Origin of the sequence: Bacillus sp. GbtcB14 (assembly GCF_019091205.1) — a bacterium.
Taxonomy (GTDB): Bacteria; Bacillota; Bacilli; order Bacillales; family Bacillaceae_G; genus Bacillus_A; species Bacillus_A cereus_AG.
Window position 1 is genome coordinate 198840 of sequence record NZ_JAGXJT010000007.1, and the last position, 24472, is coordinate 223311.

A 24472-nucleotide genomic window follows, 5' to 3' on the forward strand; every position below is an offset into this window, starting at 1 on the left:
ATATTTAATCGGGATACACTGGTTTTATTTTTTGTAAATGTGGAACAAACGCATTATTTAGATTGTCTATTCATTGTAATCCTAAAAAATATGAAAGTACCAATCATTTTGAAAAATACAAAGGTATGAAAAATAGGGATGCGTGTAGGAATACAAAATATCGGTGCGCCTAAAAGTGTTGGATGAGATGGTCTATATGAAAGCGATCCTAACGTCTTATATGTATATAGAATTTGATAAAACTATCTATTTTTATAGGGATTATGCTAGAATAACGTTTTTTTGAGTACAAAGATATTGGAGGTAAGAGAATTGAAAGGTATGTTTTACAAAAAATTCATTGTAATAGTAACAGTGCTTACACTATTTTGTAGCATAATTGTTACATTTGAGAGCGCATCAGCGGAAACAGTTCCTGTTTTAGACGTAGAAGCAGGATCAGCAATTTTAGTAGAAGCAAATTCCGGAAAAATTTTATATGAAAAAAATGCGGATGAATCACTAGCAATTGCTAGTATGACAAAAATGATGAGTGAATACTTAGTTCATGAAGCGGTGGATAAAGGAAAACTTAAATGGGATCAAAAAGTTAAAATCTCTGAATATGCATATAAGATTTCACAAGATCGCTCATTATCAAACGTTCCATTAGAAAATGGTGGCTCTTATACAGTAAAAGAGTTATATGAGGCAATGGCAATTTACTCTGCAAATGGTGCAACAATTGCTTTAGTTGAAGAAATTGCTGGAAAAGAAGCCGATTTCGTAAAAATGATGAATGATAAGTCAAAAGAGTTTGGAATGAAAAATTATAAATTTGTAAACTCTACAGGCTTAACAAACTATGATTTAAAAGGACATCATCCAGAAGGGACAACTCCAGATGAGAAAAATAAAATGTCTGCAAGAGATTGTGCGATTTTAGCACAACGTCTCGTTCAAGATTTCCCCAAAATGTTAGATACAGCAAAAATCCCCAAAAAAACATTTCAAAAGGGTGGCAAGTATCCAATTGATATGGTGAATTTTAACATGATGTTAAAAGGTTTAATTAAGCAATACGAAGGTGTAGATGGGTTGAAAACAGGAACTACTCCAGAAGCCGGTGATTGCTTCACTGGTACAGTAGAAAGAAACGGTATGCGTCTAATCTCTGTAGTAATAAAAGCAAACTCTCATACAGCACGTTTTGATGAAACAAAGAAATTATATGATTATGGATTTGCGAATTTTGAAGTGAAGAATATCTACGGAAAAGATGCAGTAGTAAAAGGGTATGAAACTTTGCGAGTTGCAAATGCGAAAGACAAAGATGTAGTAGTTCAAACGAAGCAAGCTGTTTCACTTCCAATGCCACAGGGCAATAAAGATGTTTATAAAAAAGAATTTAAAGTATCGAATAAAGAACAAGAAGCGCCTATTAAAAAAGGTGTAACAGTAAGTAAAATGATTATCTCGCCTAAAGATAATACAGATCCTGGGTTCTTATTAGGTAAATCATTACAAATAGACCTTGTAACAAAATCTGATGTAGAACAGGCAAATTGGTTTACACGTTTTATGCGTAAAATCGGATCTTTCTTTAATGGTATGTGGGATAGTGCGGTTGATATAGTAAAAAACTAACATAAATTTGTGTCCATAAATTAAAAAACGCTATTCTTTTTGTAGAAATATACAGAAAGGATGGCGTTTATTATGAATCTTTCGATTTAGAGGGTTCTGGTGCAAGGATAGTTTCATAAAGTTACATGATGAAAAACCACCCACTATTCCATCAAATGACAATAACAAATTAATATCCGATACGTATTTCTGTAATTAGATTTTATCCCGCATTAACGGGCAGTAAGACCCCCACCTCAAAATTCAGCGGAAGCAAAGAAGTTAGGTGGGGGATCAACTGCCCGTAAAAGCCCGATTGGTTCAACTAATAATCAGTGGGGGATGAACAAAACCCCCACTGATTAAAGTTTCACTTTATAAAAATTTAATAAAATCTTTTCTTTGTATTAAATATTTTGTTTTAAATTATGTATATAAAGAAATGGAGGTCAAATTAACTCTGTACTGCTTATATTAGGAATTTAAAGAAACTATATGTACAATTATCCCGCTACATTCGTATAGTGGCCTTTATGAACAGCAAAATTTACAATTTACAAGGAGAACATTTTATGAGTAAGAGAATAAAAGAATTAGATTCCATACGAGGATTAGCAGCACTTACTGTGGTATTTGGACATTTTTGTTTAATGCTACCATCGTTGCCTAATTCTATTAAATTTTCCCCGCTTAGGTTTTTATGGGCGGGTGGGGAAGCTGTTATCGTTTTTTATGTACTAAGTGGTTTTGTGTTATCTATGGCACTTTATCATTCAAAAACAAATTATTGGGGATATTTAATTAAGAGATTTGTAAGAATCTATATTCCTTATTATTTTTGGATAATCGTTACCTTTGCTTTATTTATTTTATTTTCGCCGTATGAAGTGATAGGACTACGTGATTGGTTCTATGATAGGTGGCAAGGATCTATAACAAAATTAGATATTATAAACCATTTTGTGCTTCTTACTAACTTTTTTACGGAAAATTATAATCCAGTTATCTGGTCATTGGCTCAAGAAATGCGTATATCTATTGTGTTTCCTTTCTTATTCCTTCTTTTTTATAAACTGAGTTGGAAGAAAATGATACTATTTGCTTTGAGCTTTTCTTTAATTAGTGTTTTTCTTAATATGTTGCATATTGGGAAAGCTGAGGGGTTTTATAATGGCTATGCTGATACACTGCATTTTACAGCTATGTTTATGGTTGGGATGATACTTTTTAAGCATCAGGAAAAACTTATCTACTCATATAGGAATATGAAAAAATTTAATAAAGGATTTCTTATTGCACTAGGGATTATTTTATATTTATATTCCATTTTAATTTATGGTATTTCCCGTAATGATACTACTTTCTTATTAAAAGATTGGGGTGTCGTAATGGGGGTTAGTATATTTATTATAATGGCCATGAGTAACCTTAAAGTAAAAGCATTTTTAAATAAGAGTGTGTTTGTATACTTAGGAGAAATTTCATACAGTATCTATTTGTGCCACTTTCCAATCATGATGGTACTATTTAAACTTTTGTATACAAAGATACCTATCTTATTCCTTCTTATTTTGTGCATTACAATGACACTACTTTTTTCTATAGTTTCGTATCATTTAATCGAAAAGAAATGTATCAATTGGGCAAAACAAAGAACAACAAATTTTTTGAAAAAAGTATAATGCCTAGAGAGGTTTTATTTCTTTAATAAATATACGAATATGACCGATTCCTAAGCATATGGGGAATCGGTCAATTTTGGATTCTAAATGTAAATATAGTAAAGTGGAATATAATTGAAATCGAAAACCACTTAGAAATAACAATTACGTTGTGACCTATTGTATAGTATAGATATGGTTAATACTAAAGGGGGAATACATATGTGGAAGCGATTTGTAGCGATTGGTGATAGTTTTACAGAGGGGATAGGGGATGAAGTTGAGGGAATTGCATTAAAAAGCTGGGTAGATCATTTTGTTCAACTGTCTGTAAACGATATAGAATATGCCAATTTTGCAAAACGTGGGTTAGTAACTAAAGAAATTCGCTCGCAGCAATTGGAAAAGGCATTAACTTTTAAACCAGATCTGGTTAGTCTAATTGCGGGTGCAAACGATGTATTAAAAGGACGTTGGAATCATCAAGCATATAAGAATGATATGGAATGTATGATAGATAAATTAAGTAAAACAGAAGCTGATATTATTATAGCAAACCTTCCAGATTTTACAGTAAGGCTTCCTTTCGCTTCTGAAAAAAAACAAGTAATAAAGGAACAATTATTAGAGGCAAATGATGTTATACGTTCACTGAGTAGAGAGTATAAGATTCATCATGTTGACTTTTGGAGTCATCCTTTAGTTAATGACAATACGCTTTGGTCTGCGGATTTAATTCATCCAAATTCAAAAGGGTATGTAAAAGTTGCTGAATTAATTCATAGTAGTTTACCTGTGCATGACTCTTCTAAATAAGTTGTAGAATGACTAAAACTCCTGTCGCACATATTACACAGGGGTTTTTAATACGAAAAAGAAGGATATAGGGTGCCTATAAATTATAGTTTAAATAACTTTTTATTTTTGATATTTTCTGTTGCAGAACCCTTTGTTTAAGGGTTCTTTTTTGTATCAAGTATATACAAAAAAGATAGAATTGCAGAATCTAAACTAAGAGATATTTTAAATGAAATTATTAAAACAATACTAATAATAAAGTTCATTAATTATATCCGCTTCTTCTGTTTGTATGAGCTTAAAAACTTCTCTCTTCTAATCCAGCTTAATCATAAATTAAATTTTTAGTGTAAATATGGAACAATGTCATTACTTACACTGTCTATTAAGCGTTAAAACATTTTTTATTAAATAAATTAAGAAAGGAATCATCATTTTTAACTAAGGGAGAAGATTGAATTGAAAAAATTATGGATGCTGCTTTTCGTTTGTTTCGCAGTTATGTTGGTAGGATGTAATAAAAACGAACCGCCAAAACAAGCATTTGAAGAATATATCAATTTATGGAACGATAAAAAATTTGCAAATATGTATGATCATTTATCAGATCATGCTAAAAAATCGATTTCTAAAAAAGAATTTACAGAAAAATATCAAAAAATCTATGAAGGTATTGGCGTTAAGAATTTAAAAGTTAAAACGAAAGGAGAGAATGCTAAAGATAAAGAACTTTTTCTTTTTGAAGTTAAGATGGATACGGATGGAGGACCAGCTTCATTTATCCATGAAGCAAAACTTGTGAAAGAAAAAGAATCTTGGAAAATAGATTGGACACCAGATTTCATTTTTCCAGGTATGAAAAAAGATTACAAAGTACGTATGCAAATAGAACAAGGAAAACGCGGAGAAATATATGATCGAAATGGAAAAGGGCTTGCAACGAATGGTAAAGCGTCTGAGGTTGGAATTATTCCAGAGAAACTAGGTGAAATGGCAGCGCAAACGAAAGAAATAGTAGCACAATTACTTGATATGTCTATAGAAGAGGTCGATCAGAAGCTCGCAGCAAAATGGATAAAACCAGATTCCTTTGTACCCATTGGTATTTTAAAAGAGGGAACTAGACAGAATGATTATATTGAATTAGAAGGAGTTTCCTCTCGTCCAGTAAATATTCGTACGTATCCATTAGGAGAAGCGGCGGCACACTTAACTGGATATATAGGAAAGGTGAATGCGGAGGAGTTAAAATCGCTTCAAAAAAAGGGTTATCAAGCAGATGATTTAGTGGGTAAGACTGGTTTAGAGAAGGTATTAGAGAATAAATTGCGTGGTGAAAAGGGTGGACGCGTATTTATGGAAGACGAGAACGGGAAAGAGATCAAAAACGTAGCAAAAAAAGAAGCAAAAGAAGGAGAAAATGTTACGTTAACAATTGATGCTGCAATTCAAGAAAAAATCTTTAATGAGATGAAAAATGAAGCAGGATCAAGTGCAGCGGTCAATCCTAAAACGGGTGAAACTATCGCACTTGTAAGTAGCCCTGCTTATAATCCAAATACAATAGTTAGAGGCGCATCAAAAGCCCAACGAGAAGCATGGAATAACGACTCGAAACTACCAATGATGAATCGTTTCACACAAGCATTTGTACCAGGTTCCGTATTTAAAACGATTACAGGTGCAATTGGTTTGGAAACAAACACAATAAACCCTAAGGAAGAATTTAAAATTCAAGGATTGAAGTGGACAAAGGATTCATCTTGGGGAAATTACTATGTAACGCGTGTGAAGGAAGCTAGTCCAATTAATTTTGATAAGGCAATGAAGTATTCTGATAATATTTATTTTGCTCAACAAGCTTTGAAAATGGGAAAAGATCAGTATGTAAATGAATTTAAGAAATACGGATTTCATGAAAAATTACCAATCGAATACGAATTTCCTATTTCAATCATTGCAAGAGATGGAATAAAAAATGATATTCAACTTGCAGATACGGGATATGGACAAGGACAAGTATTAATGACACCACTTCATTTAGCACTAACATATGCACCGATTGTGAATGAGGGAAATATCCCGTCGCCTCATCTTTTAAAAGAAACAAAAGTAACAGGGAATTGGAAAGAAAAAGTCGTTTCTAAAAAGAATCAAGAGATATTACAGAGTGCATTAATAAAAGTCATTAATGACCCTGATGGCGCGGGGAGAATTGCTAAAGTTGATGGTGTAACTCTTGCTGGTAAAACTGGTACAGCAGAACTGAAAGAGTCGAAAGAAGCAGACGGAAAAGAACTGGGATGGTTTGCAGCTTTCGATGCAAATGCGCCAAACATGATTGTTACAATGATGATTGAAGATGTAAAAGGAAGAGGAGGAAGTAACGTTCCAGGTGAAAAAATAAAACATATTTTCCAGAAATAACACTTCATTAAAAGATGACATTCCTTCTCTAGTAAATATACAAATCTAACCGATTCCTGATTATATTAGGAATCGGTTAATTTATATTTAAACGCACATTGTTCCAAAAATAATATGATGAATATTCATTTTGAAATTATTATCTATATGGGGGCGGGCATTTTCAAATCTGTAAAATGGAAAGAAGAATACTACGTACATGTTGATGTGTTAACTATTCAGATTGTATATTCAGTTGTAAATAACCTTACAACAATGTAATAAAAATGTAAGGTTAAACGATAGGTATAGTTGTATAGATGTCGTATTATGAATAGGGTTTAATATGACAAAGGAGTTGTAATATGATAAAAAGCGTTACAAACAATAGAATTGACGAACTTGACTATATTCGGGGGTTCGCATTATTAGGGATTATCTTGGTGAATATTCTAGCAATACTTTCTTTGGATATACCAAAGCAGAATACAATGGATGCAAGTTATCAAAGGTTTTTATATTTATTTGTAGAAGGCCGCTTCTTCACTATTTTTTCCTTCTTATTTGGAATAGGATTCTATATCTTTCTTACAAGAGCGATTGCAAAAGGGCAAAATGGGTATATTTTGTTTTTACGTAGACTTGCTGCTTTACTTGTTTTTGGAATCATACATACGTTATATCAGTCAGGAGAAGCGTTAAAAATTTATGCAGTTTGTGGACTACTTATATTACCATTTTATAAAGTGAAAAAAGAAATTAACTTAGTTTTGGGCGTTATTTTAACAATCTATTTTGCTAGCACTGGTGCTAAATCAGCCTTACCAATTGCGTTAATTTTATTAGGACTTTCAGCTGGACAATATCGATTATTTGAAAACCTCTCAGGTAAGATGAAGCAGGTTGCTATTTTTACATGCATAATGTTTATGTTAAGTGTGGTAGGTGTATATTATCAATATAAACATGTTCCACTTTTACCATTTGACACTATGCTTGTTTATGGTGAAGATGGTTCAGCGATCGGACAAAATGGTAAGTTTTTAGAAATTGGAATTGCAATAGGGCCAATACTTTCTGCGTTTTATGTAGGACTATTAATCCTATTACTACAAACAAAGGTGTTGAGAGCATTACTTGCTCCATTAAAATATTATGGTCGCATGGCATTAACAAATTATGTAGGACAAACTGCAATGATTTTACTGGCAAGTAGTGTGCTTCACTTAAGAGAAACTATGACATATATGCAAAGTTTATATGTATGTATTTCAATTTATGTGTTTCAAATTATTTTCAGTTTCATTTGGATGAAGTTCTTTAAATTGGGACCACTTGAGTGGATTTGGCGCATGATTACGTATAAAAAAGTTATGCCTATAAAGAAATAGTGAGCAATTAGTAAGAGGGTTTCAGAATGCGTTTTAAATTCCAGTAGTTTGGATAGGGTGGCAAATTAGGACATACCTCTACGTTATGCTCTTTATTATTTTGTAAATGTAAGAAGCACAGAGAGAAGACATCTCTGTGCTTCTATTTTTGGCCTTTTTATAGTAATTCTGTTTTTAGCATTCAAAGTATATTAGACAACGAAGTAGTTTATAGGTAAAACAGGGAGAGGAGATATCAACAATGTAAAAGAGACGCTTATGTGATTGTAACGTCTTTTTACATTTATAGGAAATGATAAACCGTTCATCCCAAACATGTGAGTCGGGAAGAGAACTAAAAAAAATCGTAATGTGTCAGTCGTAGGTTTCGTATTATTCAAGCCTCTATATTCATTCATAGTGTGTACTTTCTACTGTCCGTTGGTGTATGTATAACTGTAATATAAAAAAGATAATCAATGGAACAAATGAAACTTGTATCTTGTCTATATATTGAAACCATAATAAAAGTGAGGGCAGTTTAATGGTTATTTAAATAAGTTTGAGGTGTGGAAATGGAACAGACGTTTATTGAAAAGTGTAATCATGATGAGCTGGACTATGTTATAAGAGACTATTGGCAAGATGTATGGAATTATTCATTTATTATTACGAAAGATCCACACTTATCAGATGATATCACGCAAGATGTATTTATAAAGGTATTTAAAAATTGGAATTCATTTCGAAAGGAGTCATCTATTAAAACGTGGATATTAAAAATTACAAGAAATACGGCAATAAACTATTTGAAATCATCTTATTTTAAAAGAATATCTCTAATAGGATTTTTTAGTGATGATAAGCAATCTCCATCGGCAGAGCGAGAATTTTTTAAGCAAGAGGAAATGAATGAAGTGTGGGATGTTGTCTTAAAACTACCTAAAAAACACCGTGAAATAATTATTTTAGACGCAAAATATGAATTATCTTATGAAGAAATGGCTGAAACACTAGGAGTATCCATTGGAACTGTAAAATCTAGATTAAGTAGAGCAAGAAGTAAGGTTTCAAAATTAATAGGGGAGGGTGGTAGTGATGAACAATAAACAAAATCCTGACTGGTATAGAAAATTAAAAAAAGGCCCAATGGAACACCGTAAAGATGAAGAAGAATATATTTATAAAATAAAGCAATCTATATACCAAAGTAATGAGGTAGATTCCCCAAAACATACAAGACCATTTCGTAAAAAAGCATTTCCAATTGTAGTGGTTTTAGCTTGTACATTTTTATTTTTTATTGTTCAACAACCTTGGCTTGATGATAATAAATCACCGGTACAAAGTAGTACACAAATTAAGCCTAAAACAAAAGATGAGTCTGCTCAAGATCCAACATTAAAACAATTTATGAATGATTTATATCAAAGTACAAATGCAAAAAATGAAAATGACTTGTATAAAGCGTTAAATGATGAAGTTCTATTTAAAGGGAAAAGTTATAAGAAGGATGAATTGAAGTTTGATGAAGATATTTTTCATGAGTTGCAAGTCGCTCTAACAATGGGGGGGGAATTTGCAAATGATACAAAACAAGTATACAAAGTACCAAGTGGATTGACAGAAAGTAACCAATCAAAGCAAGCACATTTTATATATGCAACTGTTACTGGAAATAAAACGGAAATTTTAGCTGAACCAAAGCGAGAATCGCGAGTTTTATATGAAGTATCTAATGAGATGGTAAAAGCTTGGATTCCAGAAAAAGTGCAGCATGATGGATATATAAAAATATCGACAATTAACGGTAATACTGGATATGTACAAAAAGAGTATGTTTTAACTGATATTAAATATTCATTTATGTTCGAAAAGAATAAAGAAGGCAAATGGAAAATAATAAATATAGATTCTATATGGTAAAAGAGGAAGGTTCACTTTAATGAACCTTCCTCTTTGTTTTTATTCTCTTTTTGAAGAGTATTCCAGGAGTCTAAAATTTCTGATGCAACGAGAGCAGCAATGTTTTTTTCTGAATTACTATCAGGAATAACGACAGAAACGGCAATCTGTGGATCTTCGGTAGGAGCATATGCAATGAATAAAGAATGATTTATCATTCTTGCTTGCTCATTCGGAAAACCTGTAATACCAGTTTTACCTGCGACGTCAAAGGGCAATTTTTTAATCTCCTCTATATTTTGACTCATTCCACCTTGCACGACACTCCAAAAGTTCATCGGGTAACGATTTGAACTTTCTAAAATAGGTTTAAACTTTTTTGTTTCCTTACCATCTTGACCAATAATAGAACTTGCCATTTGAGGTTTATATTTATCACCTTTACTTGCCAAAGTTGCTGCATATTGAGCGAGTTGAAGAGGAGTATGCACTTCATTTCCGCCCCACGAGGCATTTAATAAAGCGGAGATTCCATTTTCAAACTTATTAGAAGGATGGAATTCATATTGTCCGTCTTCTTCAAAGGGTAAATCAATCCCGGTTTTAGAACGTAGGCCGAATTGCATTAAATAATCTGTCCATATATGTGCGACTTTCTCTACATTGCCATTATTTTGGTTAAATAATGGTAGAGCTACTTTTGCTGTCATAAATGTGTTAGATGAATTAATGATAGCTTGCCTCGGTGTAATCTCACCTGTGGGCGTTCCAGGTGCATTTGTAATGTTATTTTGATTATCATACTGAAAAGTACCTTTATCTAAATAAGTATCTTCAGGTTGAAAAAGCTTTTCGTTTAATCCAATTAAAATAGTAAGTGGCTTTATAGTAGAAGCCATATTTACATAAGATTCACCATACTTTAATTTTTGAATTGCTTTATTTTGCGAAAGTGATTTTATGTTATCTATTTTAGTTGATACATGTGTATGTAATATATTTGGATCAAAAACTGCTGAGTTGGCCATAGTTAAAATTGCGCCAGTTTTTGCATCGCTCACTACAGCATAACCAGCTTTAGTATCAGGTGTTTTCTTAATTTGAGATCTTAATGCTTCCTCTGTTTTTTGTTGCAACTTAGAATCTAAAGTTAGCCGGACATCTTTTCCGTTTTGTACTTTTCGAAAGTTCCAAAAGAACTTCTTATTATTCATTTTAAAAATAAGAGTTTTACCTGGTTTTCCTTTTAAATCATTTTCATATTGCAGCTCAATCCCACTTTTTCCAGCTGATATATGCTTTGAATGAAAGTCATTTTCTACATACCCAATTACCTGTGAACCAATTTCACGTTTAGGATAATATCGAATCACTTCATCTTTTATTATTACATTATTGGGTTTGTTTTTGTTTATGAATGCAAGTTCATTCTCAGTTATGTCAGAGTATAACGGTATATCATTCATAGACTTCTTTTTACAAGATTGTTGTAATTGAGATTTTATGTCCTCTGTAGAAATGTCATGTTGAAATTCGCTTGAAAATTGATCGAAAAAAGCCAATGTGCTTGATGTATCATGATTCGATAGCTTTTCATCATTATAAGTGCAATATAAAGATTTAACTTTCTTATTTGTAGCTAGTATGACACCATTTTGATCAAGAATTTCTCCTCTTGCAGCTGAAGAAGTCTCGGTAGTAATTGAAACGAAATTGCTTTTTAACAAAATTATTAAAATCACACCTACAATAGAAAGAACCGCTATAAATCTCCATCTTTTTATTTTTGTATGTAACATAAAACCCTCCCTTTTTAGCCTATTCCATCTTATAGTTAATAATTTTTTTTGTAAATGTGGAACAACTTTATTATTTCGGTTGTCTATTAAGTATTACAGCATGAAGAAAGGAATAATCAGTATGAAAAGTTTTTAGCAAATCTATGTGTAAGTTTTATATGGGCCAGTATACAGTTTAGCATTTCTAATGCTAGCGACAAAAAATAGAGAGAAAACAGGAAAGGAGAGTTATGAATTACGTAGCTCAACGAAAAGAAATGGATGCTAACAAGGATTTAGCAAAAAAGTCGAACCGATATTTATAACCGGTCATCGATATGTAACATATAAGGGGGAAAATGGAGGATTTATGGAAAAACAAAAAAGAAACAACAAGACAAATATATCTATTCGATTAAATATAATGTTTCTTTGCATATTTTTACTATTCTCAGCTATTATTATGCAGCTAGGAAAAGTGCAAATCGTAGAGGGAGAGGCTTATAAGAATCAAGTAGAAAGTAGTCAAAATGCAACAACTAGCATTCCAGTCCCACGTGGACAAATACTAGATCGAGAAGGGAAAACAGTTGTTAATAATAAATCTCTTCGTACGATCACGTATACAAGGGTGAAGGGGATTACGAGTGAAGATATTTTAAAAATAGCAAAAGACTTGGCAAAAGTACTTGAAATGCCTGAAGAAGATATAAATAAATTAACAGATATCGATAAAAAAGATTTTTGGATGCAGTTGAATACGAAACGTGCGGAGACAATGATTACGAAAAAGGATATAGAAAAGTTTAAAGAAAAGGGAGTAGAGGGAAAAGAGTTAGATAAAAAAATAGAAGATTTAAGACGAAGTCGCGTTACAGAAGTAGAATTAGCAGAATTAACAGCACAAGATTTAAAGGTGTTAGCTATTAAAAGTAAAATGAGTTCAGGTTATCAACTAACACCACAAATTATTAAAAAAGATGTAACAGATGAAGAGTATGCGCGTATAAGTGAAAACCTTGCGAATTTTCCAGGAGTAGATGCGACGGTTGATTGGGAACGTAATTATGTAAATGGTAATTTATTTCGTTCTGTATTAGGAAATATTACGAGTAGTGAAGAAGGTCTGCCTAAAGAAAACTTAGATTCTTATTTGGTACGTGGATATAACCGTAATGATCGTGTAGGAAAAAGTTATATTGAACAACGATATGAAGACGTATTACACGGTACAAAAGAAGAAGTGAAAAACATTACTGATAAAGCAGGAAACATTATAAACACAGAAGTAATTTCTAAAGGGAAAAGTGGGAATAGTTTAACATTAACGATTGATATGGAATTACAAAAGAAAGTGGAAGAAAGTATAGAGAAAAATTTGAGAGCTTTTAAGAGTTCAGAGCCGCTGCTCGATCGAGCTTTTGTCGTCATGACGAATCCAAATAACGGACAGATTCTATCTATGGCAGGAAAAAAGATTGTAGAAAAAGAAGGGAAAACAGAGATTGAGGATTTAGCATTAGGTAACATGACAACTTCGTATGAGTTAGGATCAGCTGTAAAAGGTGCTACTTTATTAACTGGCTACGAGACAGGAGCAATACAGCCAGGAGATCAATTTTATGATGCACCGATGAAATTTAAAGGTACACAAGCCAAGAAATCATGGAATGTATCCGGATTTGGTAATATTAATGATTTACGAGCTTTACAAGTATCTTCGAATGTATACATGTTCCAGACAGCTTTAAAAATTGCAGGAGTTAATTACGTACCAAATGGCTCATTGGATATTAAACAAGGAGCATTTGATACGATGCGCTATTATTTCAAGCAATTTGGCTTAGGTGTGCCAACAGGAATTGATTTACCGAATGAAATAATTGGACAAACGAGAAAAGTCGATAGTCAACCTGGCTTTTTACTAGACTTTTCTATCGGTCAGTATGATACGTATACGCCGTTGCAATTAGCACAATATATTTCAACAATTGCTAATGGTGGCTATAGAATGCAACCTCAAATTGTACAAGAAATACGAGAGCAATCAATAAAAGAAGAGGTTGGCAAAGTTATACGCTCCATAGAGCCGGTCGTATTAAATCGTATTGATATGAAGACAGAACATATTGATCGAATAAAAGAAGGGTTTAGATGGGTATTCCAAGAAGGTGATGGAACTGGCGTGAAGCATTTTAAAAATGCGCCATATAAACCAGCAGGAAAGACAGGGACAGCTCAAACTGTATATGGTGGAGATGATCCAATTGGTAGAAATGCAAAAGGAGAACGTATGGAATGTTACAACTTAACGTTAGTTGGATATGCTCCATATGATAATCCAGAAGTAGCATTCTCAGTAGTAGTTCCGTGGCTTCATGATGATAAAAATGGAATTAATTCTATAATTGGAAAGGAAGTTTTAGATGTATACTTTGATTTAAAACAGCAACGTATACATGGTGAAGCTACTAATACAGGTAATTCTAAGCAAAATTAGAGTATTTTTTTCAGGGAAGAGACCCTGTTTATATAAAGAAAACCATCTATAAGTAAAAAAATGATATGTGAAATAAGAGATAAATGCGATCATAGCTACTATCTCTTATTTTGTTAATCACTCTCATACTAGTTATAAATTTTTTAAGTTTATGGAACAAATTTGTTTCGGTGATTGTCTATTATGTGTACGTATAAATAGGTACTGAAAATTTGGAAGGAATGATGATTTTGAAAAATAAGAGGATACTAAAAATAGGAATATGTGTTGGTATATTAGGTTTAAGTCTTACAAGCCTAGAAGCTTTTACAGGAGGGTCACTGCAAGTTGAAGCGAAAGAAAAGACTGGACAAGTGAAACATAAAAATCAGGCGACACATAAAGAGTTTTCTCAACTTGAGAAAAAATTTGATGCTCGATTAGGTGTATATGCAATTGATACTGGTACAAATCAAACAATCTCTTATCGACCAAACGAAAGATTTGCCTTCGCATCAACATACAAGGCTTTAGCGGCAGGAGTATTACTACAGCAAAACTCAATTGATACATTAAATGAAGTTATCAAATTTACGAAAGAAGACTTAGTGGAATATTCACCTGTTACAGAGAAACATGTAGATACGGGAATGACACTAGGAGAAATTGCTGAGGCTGCTGTTCGTTCAAGTGATAATACTGCAGGGAACATTTTATTTCATAAAATAGGCGGACCTAAAGGATATGAAAACGCGCTTAGAAAGATGGGGGATCGGGTTACTATGTCTGATCGCTTTGAAACAGAATTAAACGAAGCTATTCCAGGAGATATTCGTGACACTAGTACAGCGAAAGCAATTGCTACGAATCTTAAAGCTTTTATGGTCGGAGATGCACTTCCAGCTCAAAAACGTAACATTCTTACAGAGTGGATGAAAGGAAATGCTACAGGAGACAAACTTATTCGTGCAGGCGTACCAACTGACTGGGTAGTTGGAGATAAATCGGGTGCTGGCAGTTACGGGACAAGAAATGATATTGCTATCGTTTGGCCGCCAAATAGATCACCAATTATCATCGCAATTTTATCTAGTAAAGATGAGAAAGAGGCTACCTATGATAATCAACTCATTGCAGAGGCAACTGAAGTTATAGTTAAGGCTCTTAGATAATAATCTCTCAATTCTTTATGTAAAATAATGAAAAATAAGAACTTGGAAAGCGATTCTTTTTAATGTGAAAAGAATCGCTTTTTTATAAGCATGTAAACTATTTATACATATGTAATATAAAGATATAATTAATGTAGAAAAGAGGGTGAATAGTTATGGAGAATGGCAATCAAGTCTTTTGGAGAACAGATTGTCTTATTTTGAGAAGGTTTAGTATTGATGACACTAACTACTTTCATTTTTATCGTTCTAATCCAGAAGTGGCTAAATTTCAGTCATGGGTTAATTATCAATATCATGAGGCTAAAACGTTTGTAAATGAACAAGTTAAAAATAATCCTAATCTACCAGGTACTTGGTTCCAGTTCGCAATTGCTTTGGCTGAAAATAACAAAATAATTGGAGATTGCGCACTTCACACACTTGTAAATGAACCTCGCATCGTAGAAATCGGATTTACTCTTTCTCCAGAATATCAGGGAAAAGGCTATGCAACTGAAGCTGTTTATGCCTTATTGAGTTACATATTTCATTCATTACGGAAACATAAAGTGATTGCATTTTCGGACGTTCGAAATAATAAGTCTATTTCAGTACTAGAACGAGTGGGGATGAGGAGAGAAGGTCATTTATTGCAGAATTACATGCTAAAAGGCGAGTGGATTGATGAATATCAATATTCAATATTGAATTCTGAATGGAAGGACCCTACGTAATTATAAAATTTAGAAACAAAGTATGATGGTTGTAAATTAAAATACTATAAAAATAACGTTATAAAAAAAGATCCTAGTGTGTACTAGGGTCTTTTTTATATGTTATCGATTTATTTCATCTTTTGATTCCGCATTAACAGGCAGTAAGACCCCCGCCTCAAAATTCAGCGAAAGCAAAGAAGTTAGGTGGGGGGCGGGCTGCAAGTAAAAGCCCGATTGGTGAGGGCTAATAATCAGTGGGGGATGAACAAAACCCCCACTGATTACAGTTTCACTTTATAATAACCATGTTTTACAACTTGCCTAGTTTCTTCAATAGCATGTGTTTCAGCAATTTCGGCAATATCAACTACAATCGTATTTTGTAAGATATTAACTACACAACCTGTTAATTTTAAGGTGGAGTTATTACGATAGGGAAATTGTACGTAGGAACCAATTGTAACGTTATTTTTGTCTCCATATGATACACCTTGCTAAAAAAATTTTCTTCAATGTGAAGATTCGTGCATTATATAATACACGAATGAAGATAAAATACAAGAGTGAAAAGAGGGAATATATCGAATAAATTACCCTCGATTAAGCGTATTTTAAATAGTTTCACATCATGAAAACTAGGGTGTTTGTAAAACTTACTTATTTTATAAAAAACTTAAATAATCCTACATTATGTATTTTGTTTTAATAGAAAGAAATAATATTAACTAATGGAATTTCACTTTAGTTTTAGGTATATTATAATTGACTGAATGAGTATATCGGTCAGTTAGTGTTATTTTGAAACTTGTAAAGTAGCGCTCATTATGTTTATGGAATTGATTTCATAAACTATGGTTTTGATATTGTGTGATAGGTAAGTGAACGAAAATAATTTAAACTCTTGGGAGGAGGAACAGCCAGTAGTTTCTGTGTGCGGTCTATTAACAATAATTTCATGGTGTTTAAATGGGAAAGTGGATAACGTATTTAATAGGGTAACGCATGATTAGTAGTTATAAGAATCCATACATATACCGTATACCCCTCGGATGAAGTATAGGAAGTTATAGTTTGAGAGAAGTTACATAGTAGGTGTGACACTAAGATTAAAGAAGCTAATGTAATCATGAAATGACAAAAAGAGAAAAATGTGAGAAATGAGGAATTGAGATGGGAAGTATAAGGAATAAAAATGTTAATAAATTGAAAAGAATTTCACAAGCAATTTTGATTGTTATTGGAGCATTTATAACCGCATATGGATTAGAGGCTGTACTTATTCCGAATAATGTCTCAGATGGTGGTGTAACAGGTATAAGTATCGTTAGTTCTCAGCTATTTGGGTTACCATTAGGTCTTTTAATTGGAATTATTAATATTCCATTTGTTTGGCTAGGTTATAAACAAATCGGTAGAGGATTTGCAATTTATTCAGTTATTGGTATTGTATCACTTGCAATAGGCACTATGGTTATGCATAATGTGCCTACAATTATTGAAGGAGATACATTGTTAGTTACTGTTGTCGGTGGTGTGATTATCGGCTTCGGTATGGGATTAGCACTTCGTAATGGCGGAGCGTTAGATGGAATTGATATGCTAGCGGTATTGTTGTCTAGGAGATTACCGTTTGGCACAAGTGATCTTATCTTGTTTTTAAATATGTTCGTATTTATTTTTGTTTCAACAGTATTCGGTCTTCAGGGTGGAATTTTATCAGCGATTGCTTATTTTATTGCTTCTAAAGTAATTCATATTATTGAGGTAGGATTAAGTGGATCTAAAACATTTAAAATTGTTACAAAAGAACCTAAATTAATGATAGATACAATCTGGGAACGTCTTGGGAGAAATGCAATCTATAACGAAATGTATGGTGGATTTTCGAAAGAAGCCTATAAAGAAGTTAGCTGTGTTATCAGTCGTTTAGAAGAGAATAAAATGAAGGAGCTTATTCATGAAATTGATGAAAATGCCTTTGTCACTGTATATGATGTTGCGGAAGTACAAGGCGGAAACTTTAAAAAGCATGATATCCATTAAGGGTGTTAATTAAGTTAAATATTTTATACATGGTTGATTATTGGAAAAGATAAAAACTTCACCACATATAGATAGACAGCTGGTATGTAATAAGATATACGACTGCAAGGTACATAGAACGAAAGCTAATGTATTCGTACGAACTCAAAAAGCCGAAATTCCTTAACTTAGGAATTTCGGCTTTGATGTTATATGATAGAGTTGCTATTAGATCAGAACAGGTCATGTTTACTTCGACAGAATTATATAAGTTCTTAAATCCCTTAATTCGGAAAATTGTAGTGCTAATCAAGGTTTTAGGAGGATATATGAGGAAGAAGACTAAAAGAATTATATTACTTATTGCTACATTAGTAGGTTTTAGTATCTTTTTATATTTACAGAACAATTTAATAAGTATAACTGAAGTTAAAATAACCTCTAGTAAAATTCCCACCTCTTTTAAAGGATATAAAATACTTCAAATTTCAGATTTGCACAATAAACAATTTGGCGATAATCAAGAAATTTTAGTTCAAAAAGTTAAAAGCATAGAACCAGATATTATTGCTATTACGGGTGATCTAATTGACAGTAGTTCATACGATGCAGAAGTTAGTATGAAAGTAATACGAAAACTTGTACAGAAGTATCAGGTATATTTTGTAACAGGAAATCATGAAAAATTGTCAGGGGAATATAACAGTTTAGAAAAAGAACTGAAGAAAAACAATGTCAATGTTTTAAGAAATGAACATGTAAGCATCCAAAAGGGTGTACACCAAATAAACTTGCTTGGTATTGATGATCCAGAGTTTGTTACTGGAAAACGTGATGAAAGAAATATTGTAAAAGATGAAATTATAAAAGCGAAAAGTGAAATGCAGCCTACATATAATGTATTACTATCCCATAGGCCTGAATTTTTGACAGAATATGCTGATGAGCAAATAGATTTAGTGTTATCGGGGCATGCTCATGGAGGTCAAGTTAGATTGCCATTTATCGGAGGGATAGTTGCTCCGAATCAAGGTATATTTCCTAAATATACAGCCGGTTTATATGAAAAACAAAATACTTCTATGGTAGTGAGTAGAGGATTAGGCAATAGTATCATTCCGCAAAGAATTTTCAATAGGCCCGAACTTGTAGTCGTGCAGTTAAATTGAACTGCACGATTTTTTGTATAGAAAAATAAATAGGCCATATGTAATGTATACAAGTTAACATTACAATTTTGTTAAAAATTTTCTACGTTACATAAAGTAACAAAATTTGACCCGCAGAGTTTGTTATAGTGTAAATAATCAAAAAACTTAAAATTTGTCGAGTGAAAATTGTGATAAGGAATCTGTATAAAAACTTAAAGGGGTGTACACATGCATAAAGAATATGAAATTGAAGAGTATACGGCGATTGAGGAACAAATACATTATTATTGTAAATGTTTATTAGTAAGTCATCCTGATCAAATTATAAAGTATTTAGAAAAAAGGTTAGAAAAATATGCAGAAACATTACAATATGCACATTTATATCCCGATACAGTGATTTTACCGTTACAGCAATTAGTTATCGAATATTCTTTAGATGTTGCTAGAATTAGGAAATATATGAATTTAAAAACGTAAAGTAAAATATATAATTTAAATGAAACAGAGTCGACTTTAAGAAATGATATTCTAATGTCGACTCTGTTTCATTGTTTAATATTGTTGACGGAAAATACATACTAATCAATGAAGTTTGACATATAATTACGCAAGAGTAAAATAAAAGTGAGTACTCACTCATTTAAAAAAAGGGGGAAGAATACGTGCAGCAACCTTCAATTACTTTACGCACTGTATCGAAAAGCTTTGGGAAAAAAGAAGTTTTACACAATCTTTCGTTGCAAGTTGAACCTGCAGAGATATTTGGTTTAGTTGGGCCTTCAGGTTCAGGGAAAACGACTCTTATTAAATTGATTGCAGGTATTAATGAGGCAACAGAAGGTGAAGTACTTGTTTACAATACGAACATGCCTAATTTAAATGAAATGAAAAGAATTGGTTATATGGCTCAGGCTGATGCATTATACGAAGAGCTATCAGCATATGAAAATGCAGATTTTATTGCAACGATGTATGGATTAAAGGGAAAGCATAAAAAAGAAAGAATTGAAGAGGTTTTTGACCTTGTACAATTATCACAACATATGAGAAAGCAAGTACAGCATTTTTCAGGTGGTATGAAGAAGCGTTTATCATTAGCGATAGCACTCATTCATGAACCTGAAATATTAATTTTAGATGAGCCAACAGTGGGGATAGATCCGCTTCTTAGAAAAACGATCTGGGAAAAATTTTATGATCTTAAAAAGAAAGGCAATACCATTATTGTAACAACGCACATTATGGATGAAGCTGAATTTTGTGAGCGTCTAGGGTTGATTAGAGAGGGAAAGTTAGTTGCGACTGGAACGCCTGAAGAATTGAAACAGCGGGTATCATCAGGACGGATTGAAGATGTCTTTTTGTTGGAAGAGGTGGCTCTATCATGAGAGTTACTGGTGTAATCATTCGTATTATTCGCCAATTTTTTCGAGATAAGCGTTCGTTAGCCATGATGTTTGGAGCACCTATGTTATTACTTTGGTTATTATCGTTAGTGTTTACACAAAAAGACTATGTACCGCATATCGCGGTTGTTGATATGCCAGCTCAGGTAGTAAAAGTGATGAAAAATCAGGAAGCGTCAATTTATGAATATAGTAAAGAAAAGGCAATGTCTGAGCTAGAAAATCAAAAGGTAGATGCAGTAATTCGTTTAGAAAATGGAAAAATGAATATTGTATTAGAAGGTAGTGATTCGTCAAAAAATCGTGCTGTGCTCCAAATATTACAAAAAAGTACAGAGAAGAACGATGTATCGATAATGAAACCTGAAGTGAATTATTTACATGGCTCTAAAGACTTTACAATGTTTGATGGGCTTGGTCCTGTATTAATCGGTTTCTTTACATTTTTCTTTGTATTCATTTTATCTGGGGTGTCTTTTGTAAGAGAACGTTTAAGTGGTACTTTAGAAAGGTTATTATCAACTCCGATAAGAAGATGGGAAATAGTTGTAGGATATATTGTTGGTTTTGGGATCTTTGCATTTATACAATCCATTATTATCGTAAGTTTTTCAGTTTATATTTTAGACCTATATGTAGCTGGCTCCATATGGCTAACGCTACTTATTACATGTATGCTTTCTTTAACTGCTTTAACTTTAGGGACGTTTTTGTCTGCATACGCAAATAATGAATTTCAAATGATCCAGTTTATACCGCTTGTCATTGTGCCACAAATTTTCTTTTCTGGGTTATTTCCAATTGAATCTATGAATAAGTGGCTCCAAATGTTAGGAAAATTATTTCCGCTCACATATGGCGCTGACGCAATGAGACAAGTGATGATTCGAAATCAAGGGTTTACTGAGATTGCATTAGATTTAACTGTATTACTACTTTTTTCTCTATTATTTGCAGTAGGGAATGTATTTGCATTAAAGAAACATCGAAAAATATAATGATGATACAAAGGGGCATTGTAGATGAAGAAGGATTGGCTGGAAGAATTAATTGCCGCAACGAATACGGATAAACGAAATGAACGTCAAATGCGTATATTAGAGGCGGCTGTTGATATGTTTGGCGAAAAAGGCTACGCTTCAACTTCAACAAGTGAAATTGCAAAGCGGGCTGGTGTAGCGGAAGGAACAATCTTCCGCTACTATAAAACGAAAAAAGATTTATTGTTAGCAGTCGTAATGCCGACATTAACAAAGTTTGCTGCACCATTTTTCGTACAAGCCTTCGCAAAGGAAATATTTAAATCGGAATATAAATCATATGAAGGGCTTCTAAGAGTTGTTATTCGTAATCGTTTTGAATTTGCAAAAAAGCATTTTCCAATGATAAAAATATTAATTCAAGAAGTGCCATTTCAGCCAGAACTGAAAAATGAAATACAACATTTAGTAGAAACAGAGTTGCTTTCACATTTTAAAAAGTTAATTGTAAAGTTTCAAGAGGAAGGGGAGATTATTGAAATACCCCCATCTTCTGTATTACGACTTACTTTATCAGCTGTATTAGGATTACTATTAACACGGTTTTTATTATTGCCTGAAGAAAAATGGGATGATGAAGTGGAAATTGAAAATACGATTCAATTTATATTGTACGGATTAACGCCACGGAGGTAATGTGATGCGCAAATTTGCTAAACCGAAAATTGTTGTAAGTAAATGTTTAGAATTTGATGCTTGTCGTTATAATGCAGAGATGATTCCAGATATAACAATACGAAATTTACAGCCATTTGTTACATTTATCCCAGTTTGTCCAGAAGTAGAAATTGGTTTAGGCATTCCTCGCGAAACGATACGAATAGTAGAAGAAAATGGCGTAAATAGACTTGTGCAATCGTCGACGCGTGAAGATGTAACTAAAAAAATGGAGCAGTTTTCAAATGACTTTTTACAAACGATACCCGATGTGGATGGTTTTATTTTAAAGAATCGTTCGCCAAGTTGTGGTACACGTGATGTGAAAATTTATTCTGGTTTTGAAAAAGCGCCAGCAAAAGGAAAGGGAGCTGGCTTATTTGGCGGAGCAATAATAAAAAAATTTTCGCATCTTCCAATTGAAGAAGAAGGAAGATTGTCGAATTTTATTATTAGAGAACATTTCTTTACAAGGTTATTTACAATCGCATATTACAAAGTGATTAAACATAATAAAAATATGAAAGACCTCGTATTGTTTCAGTCGGACAATAAATATTTATTTATGGCATATAATCAGGTGAAACAAAAGGAATTAGGGCGTATTATTGCAAATCACAAAAATGAAACGATTGAAGTTGTATTTGAAAACTATGAGAAGACTTTATATGAATTATTTATGCGTACACCCCGCTATACATCGAATGTAAATGTATGTGAGCATATTTTTGGATACTTTAAAACAAAGCTGAAAAAACAAGAAAAAGATCATTTTTTAAATTTAATACAAAAGTATATGGAAAAGAAAATTCCGCTTAGTAGTTTACTTGCAATTTTAAAATCATGGGCTCTTCGATTTGATGAAAAGTATTTATTAAGACAAACATATTTCGAACCATACCCTGAAGCTTTAGTAGAGATTTCAGATTCGGGAAAAGGCAGAGATTATTAAACAATAAATTACATAATTCGACAAGAAAACTCCTGTGTTGTTGTAGAACAATGTAGGAATTTTTTTGTGCATTAGTACAGAATCTGTTTTAAAATTAAATTATGACAGAATTATAACAATTATCTAACTAATATTCTTGTCTTTAAGTAGTAATGTTTGTAGTAGAAACTCGCACGCTGTCGAAACTCAATATTCGATAAGGGGTGTGTAGCGGAATGGAATTTACTCTAACTCGCGAAAAACAAATGATTAAAGAAATGGTACGTGATTTTGCTGAAAAGGAAATCGCACCGAAAGCTGTATATTATGACAAAACTGCGGAATTTCCATATGAAACATTTCAAAAAATGGGCGAACTAGGATTATTAGGAATCCCATTCCCTGAAGAGTATGGGGGTTCAGGTGGCGATACTGTATCGTACGCGTTAGCAGTTGAAGAAATTGGTCGTGCTTGTGGTGGAACAGGATTAAGTTACGCTGCAACAATTTCATTAGGTGCTTCTCCAATTTATTATTTCGGTACAGAAGAACAAAAACAGAAATATTTAGTTCCAATGGCATCAGGTAAAACTTTAGGTGCTTTCGGATTAACTGAGCCAAACGCTGGATCTGATGCAGGTGGCACACAAACGAAAGCTGTATTAGATGGAGACGAGTATGTTATTAGTGGCGAAAAGTGTTGGATTACAAATGCAGAGTATGCAAATACAATTATTGTAACCGCTATCAATGGTGTTGAAGATAATGGAAGAAAACGTATTTCGGCATTTATCGTACCGACTACAAGTGAAGGATTAACGATCTCAAGCCCTTACGATAAAATGGGTGTTCGTGCTTCTAATACATGTGAAATCGTACTTGATGGTGTACGTGTACCGAAAGAAAATATTCTTGGTGATGTAAATAAAGGATTTAAACAATTCTTATATACACTTGATGGAGGACGTATTTCAATCGCAGCATTAGCTGTTGGTATTGCGCAATCTGCATTTGAACGTGCACTGCAATATGCGAAAGAACGTCAACAATTTGGAAAGTCAATCTCTAATTTCCAGGCGATTCAATTTAAATTAGCTGATATGGCGACTGAAGTAGAGCTAGCACGTAATTTAGTACATAAAGCAGCTTGGTTAAAAGATAACGATAAACCTTTCGGTAAAGAAGCAGCTATGGCAAAACTTTTCGCATCTGAGGCTGCTAGTCGTATTGCAAATCAAGCAGTACAAATTCACGGTGGATACGGCTATATGCGTGAATATGAAGTGGAACGACATATTCGTGATGCAAAACTATTAGAAATTGGTGAAGGAACTTCTGAAATTCAACGTCTCGTAATTGCAAGACATTTAGGATGTAGATAAAAAGGAGG

20 protein-coding genes and 1 pseudogene are annotated in these 24472 nt (G+C 32.9%); 18 read left to right on the forward strand and 3 right to left on the reverse strand.

From position 1 onward, the window contains the following. The first annotated feature begins 312 nt into the window (after window positions 1-312). From KVT31_RS21340 to KVT31_RS21370, 7 genes are all read left to right on the forward strand, one after another. Complete coding sequence (locus KVT31_RS21340) at window positions 313-1626, forward strand: D-alanyl-D-alanine carboxypeptidase family protein (protein ID WP_301291528.1); 1314 nt, start codon at window positions 313-315, stop codon at window positions 1624-1626. A gap of 512 nt (window positions 1627-2138) precedes the next feature. Beyond that, the gene (locus KVT31_RS21345; protein ID WP_098342455.1) at window positions 2139-3287 is read left to right on the forward strand and encodes an acyltransferase family protein; all 1149 of its coding nucleotides are present in this window, start codon (window positions 2139-2141) and stop codon (window positions 3285-3287) included. 174 nt (window positions 3288-3461) lie between these two features. Continuing rightward, window positions 3462-4082 carry an SGNH/GDSL hydrolase family protein gene (locus KVT31_RS21350; protein WP_141532581.1) on the forward strand — a complete coding sequence of 207 codons (621 nt, stop codon included), beginning with the start codon at window positions 3462-3464 and terminating at the stop codon, window positions 4080-4082. A gap of 441 nt (window positions 4083-4523) precedes the next feature. Beyond that, a complete protein-coding gene (locus KVT31_RS21355; RefSeq protein WP_217613641.1) occupies window positions 4524-6491 on the forward strand; it encodes a penicillin-binding transpeptidase domain-containing protein in 1968 nt (655 codons plus the stop codon). Window positions 6492-6835: 344 nt separating this feature from the next. Next, a complete protein-coding gene (locus tag KVT31_RS21360; protein WP_088096393.1) occupies window positions 6836-7861 on the forward strand; it encodes a DUF418 domain-containing protein in 1026 nt (341 codons plus the stop codon). Between the two features lie 554 nt (window positions 7862-8415). Beyond that, the gene (locus tag KVT31_RS21365) at window positions 8416-8949 is read left to right on the forward strand and encodes an RNA polymerase sigma factor (protein ID WP_140392456.1); all 534 of its coding nucleotides are present in this window, start codon (window positions 8416-8418) and stop codon (window positions 8947-8949) included. Continuing rightward, complete coding sequence (locus KVT31_RS21370; protein ID WP_088096395.1) at window positions 8939-9766, forward strand: anti-sigma factor; 828 nt, start codon at window positions 8939-8941, stop codon at window positions 9764-9766. The genes KVT31_RS21365 and KVT31_RS21370 overlap by 11 nt, the downstream gene beginning before the upstream one ends. 11 nt (window positions 9767-9777) lie before the next feature. On the opposite strand, the gene KVT31_RS21375 is transcribed toward KVT31_RS21370, so the two are convergent. Further along, on the reverse strand, window positions 9778-11544 hold the full coding sequence (locus KVT31_RS21375; RefSeq protein WP_088096396.1) for a peptidoglycan D,D-transpeptidase FtsI family protein: 1767 nt from the start codon (window positions 11542-11544) through the stop codon (window positions 9778-9780). Between the two features lie 349 nt (window positions 11545-11893). On the opposite strand from KVT31_RS21375, the gene KVT31_RS21380 reads away from it, so the two are divergent. Then, window positions 11894-14023, forward strand: coding sequence for a peptidoglycan D,D-transpeptidase FtsI family protein (locus KVT31_RS21380; protein WP_088096397.1), 2130 nt, complete (start codon window positions 11894-11896; stop codon window positions 14021-14023). Between the two features lie 224 nt (window positions 14024-14247). Beyond that, window positions 14248-15174: a class A beta-lactamase Bla1 gene (gene bla / locus KVT31_RS21385; protein WP_140392457.1), complete on the forward strand. Its 927-nt coding sequence runs from the start codon at window positions 14248-14250 to the stop codon at window positions 15172-15174. Window positions 15175-15181: 7 nt separating this feature from the next. Here the strand turns inward: bla and KVT31_RS30400 are convergent. Beyond that, window positions 15182-15256: pseudogene (locus tag KVT31_RS30400) on the reverse strand (undecaprenyl-diphosphatase); the annotation flags it as partial. 73 nt (window positions 15257-15329) lie between these two features. Between KVT31_RS30400 and KVT31_RS21390 the strand changes: the two are divergent. Continuing rightward, window positions 15330-15890, forward strand: a complete 561-nt coding sequence (locus KVT31_RS21390) for a GNAT family N-acetyltransferase (protein WP_098342450.1) — start codon at window positions 15330-15332, stop codon at window positions 15888-15890. A gap of 263 nt (window positions 15891-16153) precedes the next feature. Here the strand turns inward: KVT31_RS21390 and KVT31_RS21395 are convergent, their stop codons facing one another. Further along, a complete protein-coding gene (locus tag KVT31_RS21395) occupies window positions 16154-16330 on the reverse strand; it encodes a DUF2187 family protein (RefSeq protein ID WP_088096410.1) in 177 nt (58 codons plus the stop codon). A gap of 712 nt (window positions 16331-17042) precedes the next feature. Between KVT31_RS21395 and KVT31_RS21400 the strand changes: the two genes are divergently transcribed. The 8 genes from KVT31_RS21400 to KVT31_RS21435 all read left to right on the forward strand — a co-directional run bounded on the left by KVT31_RS21400 (window position 17043) and on the right by KVT31_RS21435 (window position 24464). Continuing rightward, a complete protein-coding gene (locus KVT31_RS21400) occupies window positions 17043-17915 on the forward strand; it encodes a YitT family protein (RefSeq protein WP_029442760.1) in 873 nt (290 codons plus the stop codon). Window positions 17916-18223: 308 nt separating this feature from the next. Continuing rightward, window positions 18224-19063, forward strand: coding sequence for a metallophosphoesterase (locus tag KVT31_RS21405; protein ID WP_088096400.1), 840 nt, complete (start codon window positions 18224-18226; stop codon window positions 19061-19063). Window positions 19064-19273: 210 nt separating this feature from the next. Next, the gene (locus tag KVT31_RS21410; RefSeq protein ID WP_000548621.1) at window positions 19274-19525 is read left to right on the forward strand and encodes a hypothetical protein; all 252 of its coding nucleotides are present in this window, start codon (window positions 19274-19276) and stop codon (window positions 19523-19525) included. Window positions 19526-19710: 185 nt separating this feature from the next. Next, complete coding sequence (locus tag KVT31_RS21415; RefSeq protein WP_088096401.1) at window positions 19711-20436, forward strand: ABC transporter ATP-binding protein; 726 nt, start codon at window positions 19711-19713, stop codon at window positions 20434-20436. Beyond that, window positions 20433-21452 (forward strand): ABC transporter permease, encoded by a 1020-nt coding sequence (locus KVT31_RS21420; protein ID WP_088096402.1) that lies wholly within the window; start codon window positions 20433-20435, stop codon window positions 21450-21452. The genes KVT31_RS21415 and KVT31_RS21420 overlap by 4 nt, the downstream gene beginning before the upstream one ends. Window positions 21453-21476: 24 nt before the next feature. Further along, window positions 21477-22130 (forward strand): TetR/AcrR family transcriptional regulator, encoded by a 654-nt coding sequence (locus tag KVT31_RS21425; protein ID WP_088096403.1) that lies wholly within the window; start codon window positions 21477-21479, stop codon window positions 22128-22130. Between the two features lie 4 nt (window positions 22131-22134). Then, the gene (locus KVT31_RS21430) at window positions 22135-23103 is read left to right on the forward strand and encodes a YbgA family protein (RefSeq protein WP_088096404.1); all 969 of its coding nucleotides are present in this window, start codon (window positions 22135-22137) and stop codon (window positions 23101-23103) included. Window positions 23104-23318: 215 nt separating this feature from the next. After that, window positions 23319-24464, forward strand: coding sequence for an acyl-CoA dehydrogenase (locus tag KVT31_RS21435; protein ID WP_000397276.1), 1146 nt, complete (start codon window positions 23319-23321; stop codon window positions 24462-24464). Window positions 24465-24472 lie beyond the last annotated feature (8 nt).

Coding starts and splice junctions, on each gene's coding strand:
- KVT31_RS21420 (WP_088096402.1), top strand. CDS start 20,433: ATGAGAGTTACTGGTGTAATCATTCGTATTATTCGCCAATTTTTTCGA.
- KVT31_RS21425 (WP_088096403.1), top strand. CDS start 21,477: ATGAAGAAGGATTGGCTGGAAGAATTAATTGCCGCAACGAATACGGAT.
- KVT31_RS21405 (WP_088096400.1), top strand. CDS start 18,224: ATGAGGAAGAAGACTAAAAGAATTATATTACTTATTGCTACATTAGTA.
- KVT31_RS21390 (WP_098342450.1), top strand. CDS start 15,330: ATGGAGAATGGCAATCAAGTCTTTTGGAGAACAGATTGTCTTATTTTG.
- KVT31_RS21375 (WP_088096396.1), bottom strand. CDS start 11,544: ATGTTACATACAAAAATAAAAAGATGGAGATTTATAGCGGTTCTTTCT.
- KVT31_RS21370 (WP_088096395.1), top strand. CDS start 8,939: ATGAACAATAAACAAAATCCTGACTGGTATAGAAAATTAAAAAAAGGC.
- KVT31_RS21345 (WP_098342455.1), top strand. CDS start 2,139: ATGAACAGCAAAATTTACAATTTACAAGGAGAACATTTTATGAGTAAG.
- KVT31_RS21350 (WP_141532581.1), top strand. CDS start 3,462: ATGGTTAATACTAAAGGGGGAATACATATGTGGAAGCGATTTGTAGCG.
- KVT31_RS21430 (WP_088096404.1), top strand. CDS start 22,135: ATGCGCAAATTTGCTAAACCGAAAATTGTTGTAAGTAAATGTTTAGAA.
- KVT31_RS21435 (WP_000397276.1), top strand. CDS start 23,319: ATGGAATTTACTCTAACTCGCGAAAAACAAATGATTAAAGAAATGGTA.
- KVT31_RS21400 (WP_029442760.1), top strand. CDS start 17,043: ATGGGAAGTATAAGGAATAAAAATGTTAATAAATTGAAAAGAATTTCA.
- KVT31_RS21365 (WP_140392456.1), top strand. CDS start 8,416: ATGGAACAGACGTTTATTGAAAAGTGTAATCATGATGAGCTGGACTAT.
- KVT31_RS21410 (WP_000548621.1), top strand. CDS start 19,274: ATGCATAAAGAATATGAAATTGAAGAGTATACGGCGATTGAGGAACAA.
- KVT31_RS21360 (WP_088096393.1), top strand. CDS start 6,836: ATGATAAAAAGCGTTACAAACAATAGAATTGACGAACTTGACTATATT.
- bla (WP_140392457.1), top strand. CDS start 14,248: ATGATTTTGAAAAATAAGAGGATACTAAAAATAGGAATATGTGTTGGT.
- KVT31_RS21380 (WP_088096397.1), top strand. CDS start 11,894: ATGGAAAAACAAAAAAGAAACAACAAGACAAATATATCTATTCGATTA.